Below are 16,722 nucleotides of genomic sequence, written 5' to 3'. Positions count from 1 at the left end.
CCTCGTCTTGGGCCACCGCCTAAATCACCGGCTGCCGTTATGTGCCAATGGCAGTGCCGGCCATAGCAGCATCCTGGCGATCCGTTCAGGAGGGTAACGTCTTACTGCGCTTGCAACATACGCTCGGCCTCGGTGTCGCTGATCCCGAGCATGAGTAAAATTTGGCGCTGTGTGGCGATCAATACCTGTTTGCGCTCCGCCTCGCTCGGCAGACTTTTCGCAATCGCCACGGCTCCCACCAGAGATGCCAATATCACCCGCGACTTATCCGCAATGGCGTTGCGATCAGCAGCAAAGGGGAGTTGTTTCAACTTGCTAAGCGCCATCAACCGCGTTTCGAGCATCTTTTTCATACTCATGTAAGACGCTTCGAACAGGGTGCGGATTTCGGCTTTTTCACTGCCTATTTCATTGAACAGTACCGATTCGGGCCCAGGCTTATGCTTCGCTTCCAGCTCTTGGAGATTGCAGTAATTATCGACTAACTCGGTCAGGTGTTTTAACGAAAGAGGGCCTTTTACCAGTCTAGCGGCCCGACTGTTATCGATGGTCAGGCGTACGGATTCATGGTAGAGGGCCTCTTTTGACGCGAAATGGGCATAAAAGGCGCCGTGAGTCATCTTCGCCAGCTTCATGATCTGGCCAATTGATACCTTCTGAAACCCGTTGCGGCTGAATAGCTCGGTCGCCGACGCCAAAATGCGCTCTTTGGTTTTCGATTTATGGCTCTTGGGGTAAGGCATACTCACCTCATCGTGCGTCAGCTAAATATTATCTTGATCATATACTGCCCATTGCTAGGGTGACCACACTACTGATTCAGGAGTCACTTATGCAGTCACCTATTGTGATTACCGGCATGGGAATGGTCAGCCCGCTAGGCAACAGCGTCCATAAAAGTTGGCAGCGCCTGGTTGACGGCCAATCTGGCATCAGCACCATTGACCGCTTCGATACCAGCAATATCCCGATCAAAATTGCTGGGACGGTACCAAGCATTCACCAGGACCCCAGCGGCGGCGTTGACGTGAGTGCCATCGCCGACCCCAAAGAGCAGCGCAAAATGGACCTGTTCAGCCTGTACGCGTTAGCAGCCGCCCAAGAGGCACTGTCGCAGGCCGACTGGTTCCCCGTCGAGCAGTCGCAAAAACGCCGAACGGCTACCATCATTGGCTCTGGTATTGGCGGGTTTCCTACCATCACACAAGCGCAAAGGACGCTGGTCGAGCGCGGCTATCGCAAACTTACCCCTTTCACGGTGCCTGCCTTTCTAGCCAATCTGGCAGCGGGCAATCTATCTATTCGTTATGGATTCCAAGGCCCCTTGGGGTGTCCGGTAACGGCGTGCGCCGCAGGACTACAGGCGATTGGCGACGGCATGCGCATCATCCGCAGTGGCGAAGCCGATGTCGCCCTCGTCGGCGGGGCTGAAGCATGTATTGATCCGCTTTCGCTCGCCAGCTTTAATGCTTTAAAGGCCGTTTCCACTGAATCAGACGCCCCGGAGCTTGCTTCCAGGCCGTTTGATAACGCCCGTAATGGTTTCGTCATGGGAGAAGGCGCTGGCGTCATGGTGATCGAACCCCTTGACCATGCGATGGCACGGGGCGCCACGCCCTTAGCAGTGATTAGCGGTTACGGTACCAGCGCGGACGCCTACCATCTGACGGCAGGTCCAAAAGATGGATCTGGCGCAGCCGCCGCGATCCAAGCGGCGCTAGGGATGGCCAAACTAGATCCTGATGCGATTGACCATATCAATGCCCACGCCACCTCCACACCCGTTGGCGATCGGGCTGAAATAGCGTCATTGCGCAACGTATTCGGTGAGCGCTTGCCCGCTATTCCCATATCGGCCACGAAAGCCGCCACAGGCCACTTGTTGGGCGCAGCCGGCGGCATAGAGAGTATTTTTTCCGTACTGGCCCTCCGGCATCAGCAACTCCCGCCCACCATTAACCTGGAGGCGTGCGACGAGGATATGCAGGATTTGACCTTCGTCACGTCGGCGCATCAGCACGCCACTCAGCATGTATTGTGCAACGGGTTTGGTTTTGGTGGCGTCAATGCGGCACTGATCGTCAGCAGCATGGAACGTTAAGCGTAGCGCTAGCAGAACCGACGCGATGATCGGTACTGCTAGCGCCTAATGTCATTCATCCTGGTGTAGAAACGACAGCGCTTCTTCCAGCAGCAGGTCAGGAGCCTCCTCGGCAATGTAGTGCCCGCAGGGCAGCGCCTTGCCCTCTACCTGCGTCGCTACCTTGCGCCATTCAGCCAAGGCATCGAAGCAGGCTTCAATCGCACCTTTGGCGCCCCACATCACGTTGATCGGACAGGTGAGCTTCACCCCCGCGTCGATATCCGCCTGGTCGTGCTCCAAGTCGATGGTGGCGCTGGCGCGGTAGTCGCCGCAGATACCGGTGGCCGTACCGGGAAGCGAGAGGCAGCGCTCGTACTCCGCCAGCGCTGCTGGGGCGAACGGTGCCATACCTGCGCTGCGGGCACCCATCACGCTTTTCAGGTACTGCGCGGGGTCGGCTTGAATCAGCATTTCCGGCAGCGGCTGAGGGCGAATCAGAAAGAACCAGTGCCAGTAGCTGCGGGCGAACGCTTCATTCGTGCCGCGATACATCGCCAGCGTCGGGGCGATATCTAACAGCACCATCCGCTCGACCCGCTCGGCGTGATCAACGCCTAAACGATGCGCCACCCGCGCGCCACGGTCGTGGGCCAGTACTTTAAACCGCTCAAACCCAAGCGCGCTCATCAATTCAGCCATATCGGCGGCCATGGTGCGCTTGGCGTAATTGAGGTGCTCGGGGTCGTCGTCCGGCTTGCCGCTGTCGCCGTAGCCGCGCAGGTCGGCGGCAATCACCGTGAAGTGCTGGGCAAGCGTATCCACTACCTTGTGCCAAATCACATGGGTCTGCGGATGGCCGTGAAGCAGCAGCAACGCTGGGCCGCTTCCTCCTACCCGATAGGCAATCTCGACGCCATTGACGCGGCGTGTCTGCTTCTCGAAATGTTCGAACACTCGCTCACCTCCCCCATTCAGCGTGGCGCCCCTTTCCATGGGCGGAAAGTCCGTACAAAGCATTGCACTCGCTGGCGCAAGGCGGCACATTAGCCGCACCGCCACCGCCCAAGAGCTCCGAGTCACGCCCATGCACGATGAATTTGTGGCCAATTTGCGCCTGCTGTGCAGCTACTATCCCTCGATTGCCGAGGTGTGCCGTCGTCTACCGATCAATCGGGCACAGTTCAATCGCTACCTCAGCGGACGTTACTATCCCAGCCATGCGGCGCTCCAGCGGATCTGCCACTTTTTTGGCGTAACGCCAGACGATATTGCCCTGCCCCATCACGATTTCCGAGCGCTGGTTCAAACCGGGCAGCTCAATGCCGACACCGCAAGCACCTCACTGCCCTGGCCCAATGCGCTCATCCAGCGGGGTAGCGAAGGTTTGGAACGCTATCTGGGGCGCTATTTCGAGCTTTATCACTCGATGTCGCGCCCCGGCTATTTAATGCGCACACTGGTGTGTTTGGAAAAACGAGAAGGCGGCGTGGTCTACCAGCGTACCGAGCGCATGCAAGTAATACCGGGTAAGCGACCCTGTCATAACCGCTACGTCGGCGCCGCGGTCAAGCTGGCCGATCGGCTGTTTTTGGTCGACCACGAAACCCTGAACGGACACGAAATCACCCAAACCATTCTGTTTCCCAGCTTTCAGAGCCAGGTCACGCGTCTCACCGGCCTGAAAATGGGCGTGGCGGACAACAGTGAACGCATGCCCTGCTGTGTTCGAGTGGTGTATCAACGCCTGGATGAACAGGTCAGCCTACGCGAGGCGCTAGCCAAGTGCGGTTTGCTAGCCATGGATGATCCGTCGCTAGATGCGTCGCTGCTCGCCGCCGTGAACAACGACGTGCAGAGTGGAGATTACCACTTCCGCGCGCGTCATTGAGCGCTAGCGTGCTAGCGAGGCACCAAGACGTGCTCGAACAAAATGGCTTCGAAGTGTTCCATAGGCGCAACGGATTTGAGGGTTTTGGCTCGTAGAATCGCGCCCTCCCAGCCAGAGAGTATAAAGCTCGCCAGCGACTCGGGCGCGATGGCTGTATTAATCGTCCCGTCGGTTTGGGCGTGGTTTAGGCAGGTGACGAAACGCCTTTCCCAACGCTGAAACACCACGTTCAACGCATCGCGAAAGGTATCGCTCTGACCGGAGAGCTCTTGACCAAGGTTGCCGATCAGACAGCCGGTGGTGTGATCACAATCGAGCATGTGGGCGCGACCGGTGGCGAAGTAGCGGCGCAAGCGCTCGAGAGGCGCCAGCGTCGTATCTTCCAGCAGCGCCGCCAACGACGCATCGTAATCGTCGGCAAAGCGCTCGATGACCGCCAAGCCGAAGTCCTCTTTACTGGAAAAGTAGTGGTAAAACGAGCCTTTGGGGACACCGCAGGTTTTTAATACAGCATTGATACCCGTCGCATTATAGCCCTGCTGGGCAATCAGCTCGGCACCAGAATCAATGAGTTTGTCGCGGGTGGCGGTGTTTTTCATAACGTCGTACAGACCAGGAAGTCTATGGCTTTTCACATGGATGATGGCAGTTATAGCGCAGTTCGTCAGCGCCGGGTGCAAAAAAAGCGCTTCTTGTCGGCTTGCACACTCTTTGCACAAAGCTTACCTAATCGCTGCTCGGCAATCGGTGATGCTAGCATGATACGCCTATTTTTCTGGAATTTTCGCTCTTAGCCAACGGATATCACCCGTCCATGACCCCCTTTCGCTCTTACGCTTTCTTTCAGCAAGGCCGCATCGGTATTGGTGCACTGGCAGCACTGCTGGTGTTCGTCGGTGGTTTGGCGCTCGCGTGGTGGATCGTCAGCCAACCGCCTCGGGTCGAGCGTCGTCCGCCCCCGCCGCCAACGCCGCCGGTGGTCGATGTCATCACCACCGAACAGCGGCTGCAATCCCCCACGCTAGAGGGTTTCGGCCGCGTGGAAGCAGAGAAAGCCACCGAGCTTGCCAGCCGCGTAGCGGGCCAGCTCGAACGCTTTGGCGAGGGCGTGTTGCCTGGGCGAGTCGTGGAACAGGGCGAACCGGTGGCCTATATCGATCAAGCCGACCTGCGTTTGGCTCTCGAAGACGCCGAAGCTCAACTGGCGAATGCTCAGGCGCAGTTAGCATTGGAGCAGGCCGAACAGCAGCGCGCGCGCAGCGAGTATGAATCCTTTGGACGCCAACTCAGCGCCGAACGCCGCTCCCTGGTACTGCGAGAACCACAGCTTCGTCAGGCACAGGCCCAATTGACCCAAGCCCGCGTGGTGCGAGACCAAGCGGCGCTCAACCTGGAGCGTGCGACCTTGACCGCCCCGTGGCGAGCCATGGTCCAAGAGCGTTTGGTGGGCGCTGGCAGTCTATTGGGCCAAGGCACCGCCGTGGTGAGTTTGGTCGGCGTCGAGCAGTTCTGGGTGCGCGCATCACTGCCGGGGGAATCGCTGGACTGGCTGTCGCCGGGGGGCAGCGTCACGCTCTCCAGCCAAGGCTGGCCGGAAGGCGCTTCCAGAAAAGGCACCCTGCTCTCTATTTTACCCAACCTCGAAGAGAACGGCTTGCAGGCCCAGCTATTGATCGCCGTGGACGATCCGCTGGCGCTCGATCACGATGGCCCTGCCCTACGGATGGGCGATGTGCTGCGTGTGGCGTTCCACACCACCGCCGAAGAGCCACTGATCGCGCTGCCTTCGGCAGCGCTGCGCCCCGGCGAGCAGGTGTGGTGGGTAGACGACGAGAACCGCCTACAGCGCACTCAGGTAACGCTGGCCTACCGCGGCCAAGACGACGTGTTGGTGCGCAGCGGCCTGGCGCCCGACCAACGGGTAGTGGTCGCGGGCCTTGCCCAGCCGCGAGAAGGTCAGGAAGTTCGCCTTCGCCAGCGCGGCGACACGCCCGCTCAGAATGAGGGAGCGGCTCGATGATGCGCAAAGGACCGTTGGCATGGATGGTCGATCATGGCGTTGCTCCTAACCTGTTGATGGTGCTGTTCATCGTCGGCGGTTTGATGGCGTCGCTGGCGATCAAAAAAGAGGTGTTTCCCGAATTCGAGACGGAAATCGTCCAGGTCACCATCAGCTATCCGGGCGCTACGCCAGAGGACGTCGAGCAGAGTTTGCTACTGCCGGTCGAGGCCGCCATTGCCGATGTCGAAGGCATCGATGAGCTAACCGCCAGTGCCAGCGAGGGCAGTGGGGTGGTCAGCGCTACGTTGATCGATGGCATCGACGTGATGCGGGCGTACCAGGATATTCAACAATCCGTGAATGCCATCACTACCCTGCCCGCCGCCGCCGACCCGCCCCGCTTCACCCTGGCAGGCCGCTCACGCAGTGTGGTCAGCCTGCAGGTGTATGGCAGCGTTGGGTTGGCCGCTCTCCACGACGCCGCCGAGAGCGTGCGTGCCGAGCTGCAGGCCACGAGCGGTATTTCACGCGCAGAGCTCTCGGGCAATCGTGAGCGAGAGATTCAGGTGCATTTGGATGAAGAGGCCATCAAGCGCTACGGATTGGATCATCAGCAGTTGGCCAGCCGCATTGCCGAGGAGGCGCTGGATCTTGCCAGCGGCCAGCTCACTACCGCCGAAGGCGAGTGGCTGATCCGCTACCAAGGACGACGCAATAGCGCCGACGAGTTCGCCGAGCTGCCGATCTTGACCACCGCCCAGGGCGCTCCCGTGGTGCTGGGCGATATTGCCAGGGTCAGCGAGGGCTTTGCCGAAACCGACCGAGAGGAGTTCTACAACGGTTTGCCAGGGCTATCGGTGGACGTGTACCAAATCGGCGATCAGACCCCTACTAGCATTTCCAATGCGGTCTATGGCGAGCTGGAGCGACTACGCACCAACCTACCTGATGGCGTTCGCTTGGACGTGTCACGGGATAGTTCGGAGGTCTATGAGGACCGTCTTAGCCTACTGTTGAAAAACGCCTGGATGGGCTTGGCCCTGGTGCTGTTCTTGATGGCACTTTTTTTAGAGGCGCGGCTGGCCTTTTGGGTCACGCTCGGCATTCCCACGGCGTTTTTGGGGGCCATGCTGTTTCTACCCTGGGTCGGCGTGTCGCTCAATATGATGTCGATGTTCGCCTTCATCATCGCCCTGGGCATCGTGGTGGATGACGCCATCATGGTGGGTGAAAACATCTACAGCTATCGGGAGCAAGGCTATTCGCTGCGCGATGCGGCCGTCAAAGGCGCTCAAGAAATCGCCACCCCGCTGACCTTCGCGATTCTCTCCAATATCGTCGCCTTTCTACCGCTGCTATTTCTGCCGGGCTTTTTGGGGCTGATTTTTGCCACCGTACCGGTCGTCGTGATCACGGTGTTCATCATTTCTCTGGTAGAAGCGCTATTCATTCTGCCTGCCCACTTGGCGCATGCCAGCAAGCCCCGCCAAACGCCCGCCTGGCAGCGACCCATCGAAGCGGTGCGCCTGCGCATGCAGCGCGGCTTGCATCACGTTACCTACCGGCAGTTCGAACCCTTGTTGCAGCGCGCGCTCGACCAGCGCCTGCTGACCGTTTCCGTGGGAGTGGCCATTCTCTGCGTGACGCTGGCCTGGGCGATGAGCGGCCGGCTCGGATTCTCTCTGATGCCCCGGGTCGAGTCGGATCAGGTGCAGGCCAGCGTGACGCTGCCGATTGGCAGTCACATCAGCGTGAGCCGCGAGCTGAGCCAGCAGTTGCTCGACGCCGCCGAGCAGCTCAGCGAGCGAGAAGAGGCGCTTAGTTTTCGCAGCACTCGCAGTCGTTTGGACGGCGAAAGCCTGGAAGTGCGTCTGGATATCGCGCCAGAAAGCCTGGACGCCTGGCCACCGTCACGTATTGCCCGGGAGTGGCGAGAGCTCACTGGGGATCTTTTAGGAGCGCAGTCGGTTCGCTTCGAATCTGATGTGGGCGGCCCAGGCAGCGGCGCGGCCTTGAGCCTACGCCTTTCCCACCCTGACACCCACGTCTTGGAAGCCGCCGCCTCCCGTCTGGCAGAACGACTTGGCGAGTATGGATTGACCGATATCGACAGCGGCTTGGGCGACGGCAAGCCTCAACTCGAAATGCGCCTATCCGCCGAGGGGCGCTCGTTAGGGCTGACCGGTAGTGACCTGGCCCAGGCGCTGCGCGGCCCGTTGCAAGGCGCCACGGCAGTGGAGCAGTTCATCGGTCGTCAGGAAGTCAGTGTGGAAGTGCGCCTGCCAGAGACGTCGCGTAACAGCCTTAGCGAGCTCTACCGTCTGCCGATCCGCACGCCGGACGGCATGAGCGTGCCGCTCTCGAGAGTCGCCGATATCACACTGAGCCAGGCCTCCAGCAGCCTACAGCGGATCGATGGGCGGCGCATCATCACCGTCACCGCCGATTCCGAGGGTGACCAAGCGATTAATCAGGTAATCGCCACCCTGCAAGAAGAGGTGTTCCCAACGCTCAGCAACACTTGGCCGGGGCTCGAAGTGAGCATGGGCGGCCGACAGCAGGACACCGCCGACAACCTCGCCACGCTGCGCACCGCCATGTGGCTGATGCTCGCCGCGCTTTACGCGCTGCTCGCCATTCCTTTCAGAAGCTACCTGCAGCCGCTGCTGGTGATGGCTGCCATTCCGTTTGGCATCGTGGGCGCGGTAGGTGGGCATCTACTCATGGGCTTTGGGCTGTCGATCATCAGCCTATTGGGTATGCTAGCACTCTCCGGCGTGGTGATTAACGATGCGCTGGTGTTGATCGACTACGCCAACCGCAAGCGTCGTGAAGGCTTGGCCCCGCGAGAAGCCATCGTGGCGGCCGCAACCCGCCGCCTGCGGCCGATCATGATGACCACGCTGACCACCTTTTTGGGGCTTGCGCCGATGATTTTGGAAACCTCCCGTCAGGCTCGTTTTATGATTCCCATGGCGATTTCGCTTGGTTTTGGCATGCTGTTCGCCACCCTGATTCTGCTGCTGGTGGTGCCGTGCCTCTATCTAAGCCTGGAAAATCTGCGTGAACGGTTGAGCGCACCACACCCGCCTAGCCAAACGGATATGACCTAATGCGTAGATGGAGTCGACTTCGCCAGTGGCGACCGTCGCGGCTGGGGCTAAAGCTGTTCGTCGTGATTCTCAGCGTCAACGTCGCCATTGCGGCCAGCGTGTTTCTGGCCGTGTCGTACAGTATCGACCGCGGTTTTCTCGAGTACCTCAATCAAGCCCAAGAGCGGCGGGCCACGCTGCTCGCCGACGGGCTCATTACCCGCTGGGAGACCCAAGGCGACTGGGCATGGTTGGAAGCGTCTCCAGAGCGCTGGCCCTACATCGTCCGGTTCGAGTTGGGCCAAGAGCATCGTGATCGCCCTTCTCCCTTGGGCGAGGCACAAGACTTCGCACTGCGCGATAGCGACGGTGAGTATGTGATACCGCCGACGGATACCCCGCGCGGCTCGATAGGCTGGCGCTGGCTGATGCTGTATAGCGATATGACCCCAAGCGGCCAGCGAGAAGCGATTGGCGCGCTGGGTTTTCGTCCACCGCAAGAGATGATGGAGCGCATGGAGAGCCGGTTTTTGGAGCGCCAGCAGCGCAATCTGGTACTCATCGTCATCTCGCTGGGGCTTGCCTCGCTGCTTCTAGCAGGAGGCCTCTCCTGGTGGCTTGGGCGCCGTACCCGAGCGTTAGCCGGCGCCACCCTGCGGTTGACCGAAGGCGACTATCACACCCGCTTGCCAGAGCGCGGACGAGACGAACTATCGCGCTTGGCACGGGACTTCAACGTGCTGGCCGCCACGCTCGAAGCCAGCCGCGAAGCCCGCGCCCGCTGGGTCTCGGACACTGCCCACGAACTGCGCACACCGCTGGCCGTTCTGCGCGGAGAAATCGAAGCCATGCAGGATGGCATCCGCCCGCTCAACCAAGAAAATCTGGGGTCGCTGGCCCAGGAAGTGGCCCAACTCGAGCGGTTGGTGGCCGATTTACGCTTGCTCTCCCAAAGCGACGCGGGCGCGCTGGATATTCAGCTAGCCCCCATGAATCTCAGTGAGAGTCTGGAAAGTCGCTTGAACGATGCCGACCGTTGGCTAGAAGAGAGCGGCCTTTCGCTGAGCACCGATCTGACACCAGACGTCATGATACGTGGCGATGCCCAGCGGCTGCGCCAACTATGGAACAACTTACTGGACAACAGCTGTGCCTATACCCAGCCGCCTGGTCAGCTAAGCGTCGCCCTGACCTGCGAACGCGACCACGCAGTGATTACTTGGCAAGACAGCGCGCCTGGCGTACCCCCAGAGGAGCTGTCACGATTGACCGAGCGGCTCTATCGTGTGGAGGGTTCCCGCAACCGCGCCAGCGGTGGCAGCGGCTTGGGGCTTTCCATTGCCAGCGCCCTCGTCGCCGCCCACGGCGGCACACTCACGCCTAGCGCTTCGCCCCTGGGCGGTTTGACCTGGATCCTCCGCTTACCGCTGCTAAGCGCCTCATAATCCGATCATAAGCGAGCCGATATGTCTCAGAGTGCTGCACACCCCGACGCTTCATCTCACGACGGCCTCACAGAGGATACTCCTCTACTGATCGTCGAGGACGAGCCCAAAATCGCCCGGCTCATGGCCGACTATCTGCAAAACAACAACTTCGCCCCGATCATCATCAGCCACGGTGGCGAGGTCATGCCATGGCTCACTCAACACGCGACGTCCCTGGTGCTATTGGACGTGATGCTGCCAGGTAAGGATGGCCTGACGCTCTGTCGGGAAATTCGCCAACAGTGGCCCACGCTCCCGATCATCATGGTCACGGCCAAGGTCGAGGAGGTCGACCGCTTACTCGGGCTCGAACTGGGCGCCGATGATTACATTTGCAAACCCTTTAGTCCCCGCGAAGTCGTCGCCCGGGTAAAGGCCGTGCTGCGCAGAAGCCAGGCCGCCGCTCAGGGCGATGCTCCGACGACCGTCAAACTCGCCCCGGTCACGCTGGACGAAGAGGGCTGGCAAGCGCTGGTCAATGGTCACGACCTGGGGCTCACGGCAGTGGAGTTTCAGTTACTGCGAGTCATGATGCAGTCGCCCGGACGTATTTTCAGCCGCGAGCAGCTAATGGACCATATGTATCGTGACAACCGCATCGTCTCCGAACGTACCGTTGACAGCCATATCAAGAAGCTGCGTAAAAAAATCACCGAAGCGCTACCCGAGCAGGAGATCATTCGCTCGGTGTATGGCGTGGGCTACAAATATCAGCCCGAGGGGTAAGCCGCTTCCCTAAGTGCAACCTGGCGATTCAAAAACGCAATGCCCGCTTCGATGGCACTGCCACGCAGCAGGAAGCTCGTGACATGGCCTCGCCCACGCTGTAGATAGAGTTCGCTAGGCGTTCCCTGGGCTTTCAACGCCGCGTAGAAGTCAGTGGCGTGGTCGACCGGCACGAGCTGATCCCAACTGCCGTGAAACAGAAAAAAGGGCGGTGCCTTCGCGGTAATCTGGCGTGCCGGAGAGGCCAATGCGTAAGCTTCCGGCCGCTCGGCCCGCGTCCCGCCGATAAAATCGACCACCAAGCGGCCATCGTCGAACTTCAGCAGATCACTGGGTAATCCTCCGGCCATGACCGCAGCCAAGCGTGCGTGCTCACCGCCGTAAGGATCTGCCAGCGGGCCGTCACTGCGCGCAAGCGCCAGCAGGCTGACCAAATGCGCGCCGGAGGAGAAACCGACACCGACAATGCGGTCGGTATCGATCTGCCATGTCGCGGCGTTCGCGTGTATCCAGGCCATGGCCTGCTGAAGATCGTGTAGCTGGGCGGGGAAGCGATAGTCGGGGGCAAAACGGTGTTCGATATTTACCGTCACGTATCCCTGAGCCGCTAACTGCTCTGCGATACGCTCCATATCCTCCGGCCCACGATTCCGCCAGCCGCCCCCATGCACGACAAGCGCTGCTGGGCGAAGCGCGCTGCTTTGCGTACTGGGGAGCAGCACGTGGGCACGTAAGGGTTCGGGCCACGCCTCTGGTGTATAGCGTTGGGGGTCCAGTCGGGTGAACGGCTGGGGCTCACGCAGGGCACTCTGCTCGATGGCAGGCTCACCCTGAGTGACTTGATGGGTGGCGCCGCAGCCGCTTAACCATAACGCAAGCGCGCTGAAGCCCACGATTCGTCGAAGACCAAGCATATCGGGCATGCAATTCTCCTTCTGACCATCGGTAGTGGCGTTTCCCCTCACCGCTCGATCGCCCCGTGTTCTCATTCTCGAATTGTCTGAGCAAGATCACGGTTGTTGCACACTTTGTGCAACCGTTTTACACCAAGCCATTGAATACTGACATCGTCAAATTACCACGTATTCACCGATGAGGTATGCCATGAAGATGTCACTTCGCCAACTGTTTGCTCCCGCGTTTCTGGCCGTTGCCCTAATGCCACTCGCCTTCACTGCACAAGCGGATCAACACGACGGACAAGGCATGGATCGAGAAGCCATGAAAGAGCGCATGGAAGAGCGTCGTCAGGAGGTCTACCAGCGCGCGGAACTCAGCGAGGAGCAGCAAGCAGCGCTCGATGAGGCCCACGCCGAGCACCGTGAAGCCGTTCTGGCGCTGCGTGAAGAGCACCAGGCCCGAGTCGCCGAGATTCTCTCCGAAGAAGAGCAGCAGGCGCTCAGTAATGCCATGCATGAGATGCTCGCAGAGTATCGCCAAGAGCGCGGCCATGGTGGTCATGGCAAGCGCGGCCACCACGACGATGCTGCCCATGAGATGAACGCTGAGTAAACCTCTATCGAGAAATCGTTTATTTAGCGTCTAATACGCTCTTCGCGCCCAGCCTAGCTGGGCGCGTTTGTTTCTATACTCCTCTCATACGCGACCACCCCATCTCTCACCCTCGGCCAACGACTTGAAGCGAGCGTCTAAACCGCGTATTTTATTTGAACGTTCATTCAAAAATAACGTATTTTCTTCTTTGTCTTAACAACAGGAGTCCGCCTCCATGGCGAAAGACAACCCCGTCCTCCCCTCCCGAGACCGCTTGAACCCCGTGGTTTTCCACGGCAGTGTCGCGGGTATTCTCGTGTTCTTGATCATGACGATGCTGTTCACCGAGCAAGCAGGCGCCTTCTTCGATGCAGGTCTCGCCTGGGTGAGCGAAACCTTTGGCTGGTACTACATGTTGGCCATCGTGGCGTACCTGGTGTTCGTCATCCTCATTGGCATGTCCCGTTACGGCAGCATTCGCCTAGGACCCGACCACTCACGGCCCGAGTTCTCGTTACTCTCCTGGTCGGCCATGCTGTTTGCCGCAGGTATCGGCATTGACCTCTTGTTTTTCAGCGTTGCCGAGCCGGTCGCCCACTATTTGGCGCCGCCCGATCTAACCCCTGAAAGCCAAGAGGCCATGCGTAACGCCGTCGTTCAAACCTATCTGCACTGGGGGCTCTCCGGTTGGGGGCTGTACGTGCTGATGGGCATGGCACTGGCCTACTTCAGCTACCGCCACCGTTTGCCGCTGGCGATTCGTAGTGCGCTCTATCCGCTGCTGGGCAAGCGCATTCACGGCCCAATTGGCAACGCCGTGGATATCACCGCCGTGATCTCGACCGTATTCGGGATCGCCACCAGCTTGGGTATTGGGGTAATCCAGCTCAACTACGGCTTGAATTATATGTTCGACGTGCCGGAAACCTTGACGGTTCAGGTCATCTTGATCGTCCTGGTGGTCGTGCTTGCCACGATCTCGGTGGTGACGGGTGTCGAGAAAGGCATCCGCCGCCTCTCCGAGTTCAACATGCTGCTGGCTCTGGCGCTGATGCTGTTCGTTCTTTTCTCCGGTGACACCCTGGTGCTGCTGGATAAAGTGGTCAACAACGCTGGCGACTACCTCTCAGGCTTCGTTGCTGCCAGCTTCGATACTTACGCCTTTGCCGATGAAGGTGCCCAAGAGTGGAAAATGTGGTGGACCATCTTCTTCTGGGGCTGGTGGATCGCCTGGACGCCTTTCGTCGGGCTGTTTCTGGCGCGCATCTCCCGCGGCCGTACCATTCGCCAATTCGTGGCCGGCGCCCTGTTCATTCCGCTCTCGTTCATGATGGTATGGATGTCCATTTTCGGTAACAGCGGTATCGAACTGGTGGCCAACCAAGGCGTTGCCGAACTGGGCGAGCAGGCCTTGAATTCGCCACAGACCACGCTCTATACGCTGTTGGAGTACTACCCCTACGTGGGCATCACCGCTGCGGTCGTGACCGTTCTGGGGATCGTATTCTTCATTACCTCGGCGGATTCGGGTGCGCTGGTGCTGGCCAACTTCACTTCGATCTTGAGCGACGTGAACCACGACGCACCGGTGAAACTGCGTATTTTCTGGTCGGCCGTGATTGGCCTGATCACCGTCGCGCTGTTGATGGCTGGCGGGCTGAACGCGCTGCAAAGCGCCGTGGTGATCACCGCGCTGCCGTTCTCGGTGGTGATCTTCGCCATCATGGTGGGGACTTACAAAGCACTGAAGCTGGAAGGCAGCAAAGCCGACGCCCGCCGCATGATTGCGGGCAGCGCGCCCGGCGGCGACTGGCGCGAGCGCCTGGACCGCGCGCTGGACACTTCCAACCGTGCAGGTGCCGCCGCCACCATCGAGCACTCGATTCGTCCGGCGATGACACAGTTTGCCCAGGAGCTCGAGAGCCGGGGCCAGACGGCCAACGTCACCGAAGAACAGGTCGAGGGGGAATCACTGCCCACGCTGACGCTGCAGGTCGACCTTGGCGACGCGACGAGCTTCGTCTATCAGGTTTGCCCGCACCGCATGCGCACACCGAGTTTCATCCCCGCAGACGATGACTTCTACGTGCGTTTGGACGTCTATTTGGCAGAAGGTGGTCAGGAAAAAGACCTCAACGGCTACACCCGGGGTCAAGTGATTGGAGACCTGGTGGCAGAGTACGAACGTCACCTACACTTCCTCACCCTGGCGGGCCAGCAGATGGGCCATGTGCAGGCTATGCCAGGCACCATCGGCGAACCGCCGGAGGATGCTCAGATGTAATGGCATTCGCTCAATAAGAAACCCCGGTCATATCGACCGGGGTTTTTTGCTTTGCGTACTCGCGCGACTCAGAAGAAGCCCAGCGGATTGATATCGTAACTGACCAGCAGGTTCTTGGTTTGCTGGTAGTGCTCGAGCGCTACCTTGTGGGTTTCGCGGCCAACGCCGGATTTCTTGTAGCCCCCAAAGGCTGCGTGGGCGGGATACTGATGGTAGCAGTTAGTCCATACGCGGCCCGCTTGAATGCCACGCCCCATGCGGAAGGCGACGTTGATATCGCGGCTCCACACGCCAGCCCCCAAGCCAAACTCGGTATCGTTGGCAATCGCCAGCGCTTCTTCTTCGTCCTTGAAGGTGGTCACCGCCACCACCGGACCAAAAATCTCCTCCTGGAACACGCGCATCTGATTATTGCCTTTCAACAGCGTCGGCTGAATGTAGTAACCGCTATTGATGCTGTCATCCAACGTCTCTTTATTGCCCCCAGTGAGGAATTCGGCGCCCTCGTCACGGGCGATATCCATGTACGACATGATCTTGTCGAACTGCTCTTGGGAAGCCTGCGCACCTACCTGCACATCGGTATCCAGCGGGTTCCCACGCTTGATGGTCTTGGTACGCTCGATGACCTTTGCCATGAACTCGTCGTACATGCTCTCTTGAATCAGCGCACGCGATGGGCAGGTACACACTTCACCCTGGTTGAAGAACGCCAGTACCAGCCCTTCGACCGCTTTGTCGATGAAGGTCGGCTCGGCGTTCATGATATCGGCGAAGTAGATGTTGGGGGACTTACCGCCCAGCTCGACGGTAGAGGGAATGATGTTCTCTGCTGCGCATTTCAGAATGTGTGAGCCCACGGGCGTCGAGCCGGTGAAGGCAATCTTGGCAATGCGCTTACTGGTGGCCAGCGCCTGACCGGCTTCTGCGCCGAAGCCGTTGACGATATTGAGTACGCCAGGCGGCAGCAGGTCGCCAATCAACTCGACCACTTTCAAAATGGAAGCAGGCGTCTGCTCGGCGGGCTTGAGAACGACACAGTTACCTGCCGCTAGCGCCGGGCCTAGCTTCCAGGCCGCCATGAGAATCGGGAAGTTCCAGGGGATGATTTGCCCCACCACGCCCAGCGGCTCGTGGAAATGGTACGCCACGGTATTGGCGTCGATATCGGCCGCGGTCCCCTCTTGGGAGCGCAGGCAGCCAGCGAAGTAGCGGAAGTGGTCGACCGCCAGTGGGATGTCCGCATTGAGGGTTTCACGCACAGCTTTGCCGTTGTCCCACGTTTCGGCCACGGCCAGCATTTCGAGATTTTGCTCGAGGCGGTCGGCGATTTTGAGCAGGATATTGCTGCGCTCTTGCACCGACGTTTTGCTCCAGGCCGGGGCGGCTTTGTGGGCAGCATCCAACGCTTTTTCGATGTCTTCCGCGCTGGAGCGGGGAATTTCACAGAACACTTTGCCATTGACTGGGCTAACGTTGTCGAAATACTGACCGTTCACGGGGGGAACGAATTCGCCGTCGATGTAGTTGCCGTAGCGCTTTTCGAACGATACAACCGAGCCCGCTTCACCTGGGTTGGCGTAGATCATGGTACTGCTCCTGAGTATTATGATTGTTAAAAGGTGCCTACCCAGTGTTGGCCACTTGCGCCGATCACGATATAGCC

13 protein-coding genes are annotated in these 16,722 nt (G+C 59.5%); 8 read left to right on the top strand and 5 right to left on the bottom strand.

Translation table 11 applies throughout. From position 1 onward, the window contains the following. Positions 1-101 precede the first annotated feature (101 nt). Positions 102-743, bottom strand: a complete 642-nt coding sequence (locus MHM37_RS04410) for a TetR/AcrR family transcriptional regulator (RefSeq protein ID WP_239295981.1) — start codon at positions 741-743, stop codon at positions 102-104. 89 nt (positions 744-832) lie between these two features. Between MHM37_RS04410 and fabF the strand changes: the two genes are divergently transcribed. Beyond that, positions 833-2,101 (top strand): beta-ketoacyl-ACP synthase II, encoded by a 1,269-nt coding sequence (gene fabF / locus MHM37_RS04405; protein ID WP_239295982.1) that lies wholly within the window; start codon positions 833-835, stop codon positions 2,099-2,101. A gap of 51 nt (positions 2,102-2,152) precedes the next feature. Here fabF and MHM37_RS04400 read toward each other — a convergent pair whose 3' ends face one another. After that, positions 2,153-3,037, bottom strand: a complete 885-nt coding sequence (locus tag MHM37_RS04400; RefSeq protein WP_239295983.1) for an alpha/beta hydrolase — start codon at positions 3,035-3,037, stop codon at positions 2,153-2,155. Positions 3,038-3,074: 37 nt separating this feature from the next. Here MHM37_RS04400 and MHM37_RS04395 point away from each other — a divergent pair, with 37 nt between their 5' ends. After that, a complete protein-coding gene (locus MHM37_RS04395) occupies positions 3,075-3,971 on the top strand; it encodes a helix-turn-helix transcriptional regulator (protein ID WP_239295984.1) in 897 nt (298 codons plus the stop codon). 11 nt (positions 3,972-3,982) lie between these two features. Here MHM37_RS04395 and MHM37_RS04390 read toward each other — a convergent pair whose 3' ends face one another. Further along, positions 3,983-4,570, bottom strand: a complete 588-nt coding sequence (locus MHM37_RS04390) for a TetR/AcrR family transcriptional regulator (protein ID WP_139526449.1) — start codon at positions 4,568-4,570, stop codon at positions 3,983-3,985. Between the two features lie 215 nt (positions 4,571-4,785). Between MHM37_RS04390 and MHM37_RS04385 the strand changes: the two genes are divergently transcribed. From MHM37_RS04385 to MHM37_RS04370, 4 genes are read left to right on the top strand one after another with little or no spacing between them, the layout of a single operon-like run. Continuing rightward, positions 4,786-5,991, top strand: coding sequence for an efflux RND transporter periplasmic adaptor subunit (locus MHM37_RS04385; RefSeq protein WP_239295985.1), 1,206 nt, complete (start codon positions 4,786-4,788; stop codon positions 5,989-5,991). Further along, entirely contained in the window at positions 5,988-9,086 is a 3,099-nt protein-coding gene (locus tag MHM37_RS04380) for an efflux RND transporter permease subunit (RefSeq protein ID WP_239295986.1), read from the top strand. The genes MHM37_RS04385 and MHM37_RS04380 overlap by 4 nt, the downstream gene beginning before the upstream one ends. Then, entirely contained in the window at positions 9,086-10,510 is a 1,425-nt protein-coding gene (locus MHM37_RS04375) for an ATP-binding protein (protein WP_139526446.1), read from the top strand. Before MHM37_RS04380 ends, MHM37_RS04375 begins: the two co-directional genes overlap by 1 nt. A 21-nt stretch (positions 10,511-10,531) precedes the next feature. Next, positions 10,532-11,278, top strand: a complete 747-nt coding sequence (locus tag MHM37_RS04370; protein ID WP_139526445.1) for a response regulator — start codon at positions 10,532-10,534, stop codon at positions 11,276-11,278. On the opposite strand, the gene MHM37_RS04365 is transcribed toward MHM37_RS04370, so the two are convergent. After that, positions 11,263-12,201, bottom strand: coding sequence for an alpha/beta hydrolase (locus MHM37_RS04365; RefSeq protein ID WP_239295987.1), 939 nt, complete (start codon positions 12,199-12,201; stop codon positions 11,263-11,265). The genes MHM37_RS04370 and MHM37_RS04365 overlap by 16 nt on opposite strands. 181 nt (positions 12,202-12,382) lie before the next feature. Here MHM37_RS04365 and MHM37_RS04360 point away from each other — a divergent pair, with 181 nt between their 5' ends. Further along, positions 12,383-12,790 (top strand): hypothetical protein, encoded by a 408-nt coding sequence (locus MHM37_RS04360; RefSeq protein ID WP_239295988.1) that lies wholly within the window; start codon positions 12,383-12,385, stop codon positions 12,788-12,790. 217 nt (positions 12,791-13,007) lie between these two features. Beyond that, positions 13,008-15,056: a choline BCCT transporter BetT gene (betT, locus tag MHM37_RS04355; protein ID WP_139526442.1), complete on the top strand. Its 2,049-nt coding sequence runs from the start codon at positions 13,008-13,010 to the stop codon at positions 15,054-15,056. 68 nt (positions 15,057-15,124) lie between these two features. On the opposite strand, the gene MHM37_RS04350 is transcribed toward betT, so the two are convergent. Beyond that, positions 15,125-16,645 (bottom strand): aldehyde dehydrogenase family protein, encoded by a 1,521-nt coding sequence (locus tag MHM37_RS04350; RefSeq protein WP_239295989.1) that lies wholly within the window; start codon positions 16,643-16,645, stop codon positions 15,125-15,127. Between the last annotated feature and the right edge of the window lie 77 nt (positions 16,646-16,722).

It is taken from the genome of Halomonas sp. MMH1-48 (assembly GCF_022348105.1).
GTDB lineage: Bacteria > Pseudomonadota > Gammaproteobacteria > Pseudomonadales > Halomonadaceae > Vreelandella > Vreelandella piezotolerans.
This window is presented reverse-complemented; position numbering and strand designations above follow the sequence as displayed.